Origin of the sequence: Micropruina sp. (assembly GCF_027492755.1) — a bacterium.
GTDB lineage: Bacteria > Actinomycetota > Actinomycetes > Propionibacteriales > Propionibacteriaceae > Micropruina.
On record NZ_JAPUED010000129.1, the window covers coordinates 7,499 to 10,591 of the forward strand.

The 3,093-nt window shown below is 69.4% G+C and carries 4 protein-coding genes and 1 pseudogene; 2 read left to right on the top strand and 3 right to left on the bottom strand.

Going from position 1 to position 3,093, the window contains the following annotated elements; genetic code table 11:
* Window positions 1–136: 136 nt before the first annotated feature.
* From Q0066_RS09310 to Q0066_RS09320, 3 genes are all read right to left on the bottom strand, one after another.
* On the bottom strand, window positions 137–598 hold the full coding sequence (locus Q0066_RS09310) for a PH domain-containing protein (protein WP_298132263.1): 462 nt from the start codon (window positions 596–598) through the stop codon (window positions 137–139).
* Window positions 595–1,440 (bottom strand): ATP phosphoribosyltransferase, encoded by an 846-nt coding sequence (gene hisG, locus Q0066_RS09315; RefSeq protein WP_298132270.1) that lies wholly within the window; start codon window positions 1,438–1,440, stop codon window positions 595–597. The genes Q0066_RS09310 and hisG overlap by 4 nt, the downstream gene beginning before the upstream one ends.
* A gap of 68 nt (window positions 1,441–1,508) precedes the next feature.
* Window positions 1,509–1,775, bottom strand: coding sequence for a phosphoribosyl-ATP diphosphatase (locus Q0066_RS09320; protein WP_298132265.1), 267 nt, complete (start codon window positions 1,773–1,775; stop codon window positions 1,509–1,511).
* 40 nt (window positions 1,776–1,815) lie between these two features.
* On the opposite strand from Q0066_RS09320, the gene Q0066_RS09325 reads away from it, so the two are divergent.
* Together Q0066_RS09325 and Q0066_RS09330 are read left to right on the top strand one after the other, a co-directional pair.
* The gene (locus tag Q0066_RS09325; RefSeq protein ID WP_298132266.1) at window positions 1,816–2,604 is read left to right on the top strand and encodes a GNAT family N-acetyltransferase; all 789 of its coding nucleotides are present in this window, start codon (window positions 1,816–1,818) and stop codon (window positions 2,602–2,604) included.
* Between the two features lie 4 nt (window positions 2,605–2,608).
* Window positions 2,609–3,093, top strand: a pseudogene (locus Q0066_RS09330) (o-succinylbenzoate synthase); the annotation flags it as partial.

Sequence of the window (3,093 nt, forward strand, 5' to 3'; positions counted from 1 at the left end):
CAGCGAGGCCGAGCAGACGCTGATCCTGCCGGAGAACCGCCCCAATCCCTGACACGAGGACCCGTTGGTCGAGCTTGTCGAGACCTCAAGACGACCGATGGCCAGGGGGTTCGACAAGCTCAACCAGCGGTGGTTGTTACGACTGGCCGGAGTCGGGGCGATCCACTCCGTAAGCCTCGGCGAGCCGGGCCCGCAGGTCGGCGACGTGTCCCTCGGCGAGATCGCGGTCGCTGCGCTGGATTCCCAGCAACGGGCGCTGCTCGATGTCTCCTCGGACCACCACCGACGGCCACGGGTCACCGTCGCGATAGCGGAAGGCCTTGATCTCCGCCCAGGGCACGACGTGCGTCCGGACGCCGTTGCGGAAGGTGAGTCCGTCGCCGTCCGCCCGGACGTAGCTCAGACCGAGACCGAGCGCCATGGCGATCATGATCGCCAGGAAGAGCAGCAGGGTGAGCACCTGGATCGGAGTGAACAGGTCACGGATGTGCTGGGGCGTCATCGTCCAGCCGAGCAGCGACGCCAGCACCAGGGAGCTCGACAACGAGACCCCCATCCGCAGGGCCGCGCGCGGTCGGTACGTGACGGGCTCGGTCATAGCCGGCAGGCGACGATGTCGGTGACCAGGATGGCGTCGGCGCCGACGTCCCAGAGTTGGTCCATGATCTGCGGCGCCGAGACCCGCGGAATCATCGCCCGCACCGCCACCCAACCCGGCTTGGCAAGGGGCGACACCGTCGGGGCATCGAGTCCGGGGGTGACCTCGCAGGCCGCGTCGAGCGCGGTCTCGGGCACGTTGTAGTCGACCATGTAGTAGCTCCGGGCAGTCAGCACGCCGGTCAGTCGACGGACCAGCCGGTCCATGCCCTCCGGAGCCTCAGCCCCGGCGCGCTGGATCAGGATCGCCTCCGAGGTCAGGATCGCGTCCCCGAAGAGTTCCAGGCCGGCCCGCTTCAGGGTGCTGCCGGTCTCGACGACGTCGGCGACCGCGTCCGCGACACCGAGCCGCACCGAGGACTCGACGGCGCCGTCCAGATGGATCAGCCGTGCCTCGATGCCCTGCTCGCCGAGCCAATTGCCGACCAGGCCGGAGTATGAGGTGGCGATCCGTTTGCCCTGCAGGTCGGCGACCGTCCAGGTCTCGCCGCTGGGGGCGGCGAACCGGAACCGGGTGCCGCCGAAGCCGAGCGCAAGCACCTCTTCGGCCTGCGCGGCCGAGTCGATCAGCATGTCGCGGCCGGTGATGCCCAGGTCGAGGGTGCCCTCCCCCACGTATACGGCGATGTCGCGGGGACGCAAGTAGTAGAACTCAACGCCGTTGTCGGCATCGACCAGCACCAGATCCTTGGAATCATGACGCTGCCGGTAACCGGCCTCGCGCAGCATCCCGATGGACGCTTCGGAGAGGGAGCCCTTATTGGGCACGGCGATCTTTAGCAGGGAACGCTCAGACACTGTGCTCACTCTACTGGTGGTCAGCGGGCTCGGCGAACGGGTGTCATCGCGGGTCAGAGGTGGGCGTAGACGTCGTCGAGGTCAAGGCCCTGCGCGATCATCAGCACCTGCAGGTGGTACAGCAGTTGGCTGATCTCCATGGCCGTGTCGTCCTTGGACTGGTACTCGGCGGCCATCCACACCTCGGCGGCCTCCTCGACGATCTTCTTGCCGATGGCATGGACGCCGGAATCCAGCTCGCGGACGGTGCCGGATCCTTCCGGTCGCTCGACGGCGCGCCGCTGCAGTTCGACGAACAGCTCTTCGAAGCTCTTACTCACGGGCAGGCAGTCTACGGTGCCGGTGCGGCATGCTGGCGCCATGGAGTCACTCCGACAGCCGGACGTCCGAATCGACGAGCTCACCCGCCACGACGACCGGGTCGCCGCAGCGGCGTTGCTGGGTGGGATCTGGGGCGTGCCGCCCACCGAGTCGCCGGTGCCGGCCGATCTGATGACGGCGCTCACCCACGCCGGCGGTTGCGTGCTGGGCGCCTGGACCCCGGACGGCGCGCTGGTGGGGGTGACGATCGGTTTCGCCGGCGCGCCCGGCTCGGATCGGGTCTACTCCTACATCGCCGGCGTGGACGCCTCATTCGCCGGACGCGGCCTGGGTCGCCGGCTGAAGCTCGCCCAGCGCGACTGGGCGCTGTCCCGCGGTGCCGCGACCCTGATCTGGACCTACGACCCGCTGATCCGCCGCAACGGCCACTTCAACCTGAATCGGCTCGGCGGACGAGTGACCGAGTTCGTCCGCGACTACTACCCGCCGATGCTGGACGCCGTGAACGCCGGCGACCTGCCCGACCGGTTCGTCGTCGAATGGACGCTGGCCGACGAGCCGGGCGGGCGCCCGCTGCCGACTGGTGCGTCGTCCAGCCCGATCGTGCTGGCTTCGATCGACGGTGAACCCGAGGTGCGGCCGGCGGCCGGGGAGATCGTGCGGGCCTGGGTGCCGTCCGATATCGAAGGACTGCGGGCCGGGGATCCTGGTCTCGGACGCCGCTGGCGGGTCGCGTCGCGGGAAGTCTTCGGCTCGCTGTTCGGCGACGGCTTCCGTCCGGTAGGGATCGATGCCGACGGCCACTATGTCTTCGTGAAAGGTGCCTGATCCGATGTCCGCGACTCCGATGTCCGCCACCCTCGAACTACGCCGGCTCGCCATGCCGCTGGTCCGCCCTTTCCGCACCAGCAAGGGCGAGGAGACCGTCCGCGACGTGCTGGTCGCGTCCTGGACCGGGACGGACGGCGTCACCGGCTGGGCGGAATCGGCTGCCGATGCCGAGCCGACCTACTTTCCCGAATACATCGACGGCGTCCGGCGGACGATCGAGCAGGTGCTGCTGCCGCTGCTGGCCGAGAGCGTCGACCCGGCCGAGCCGCTGACCGCCGGCGGTGTGCGGCGGGCGTTCGCCGAGGTGCCCGGCAATCCGCTGGCCCGCGGGCTGCTCGAGACGGCGGTGCTGGACGCCGAACTGCGCCGCCACCAGATGCCGCTGGTCGACTTCCTGGGCTCGACGCGGCGTCCGATCCGGGTCGGGGTGTCGGTCGGCATCCCCGGCGACCTGGACACGCTGCTGTCCTGGGTCGGCGGCTATCT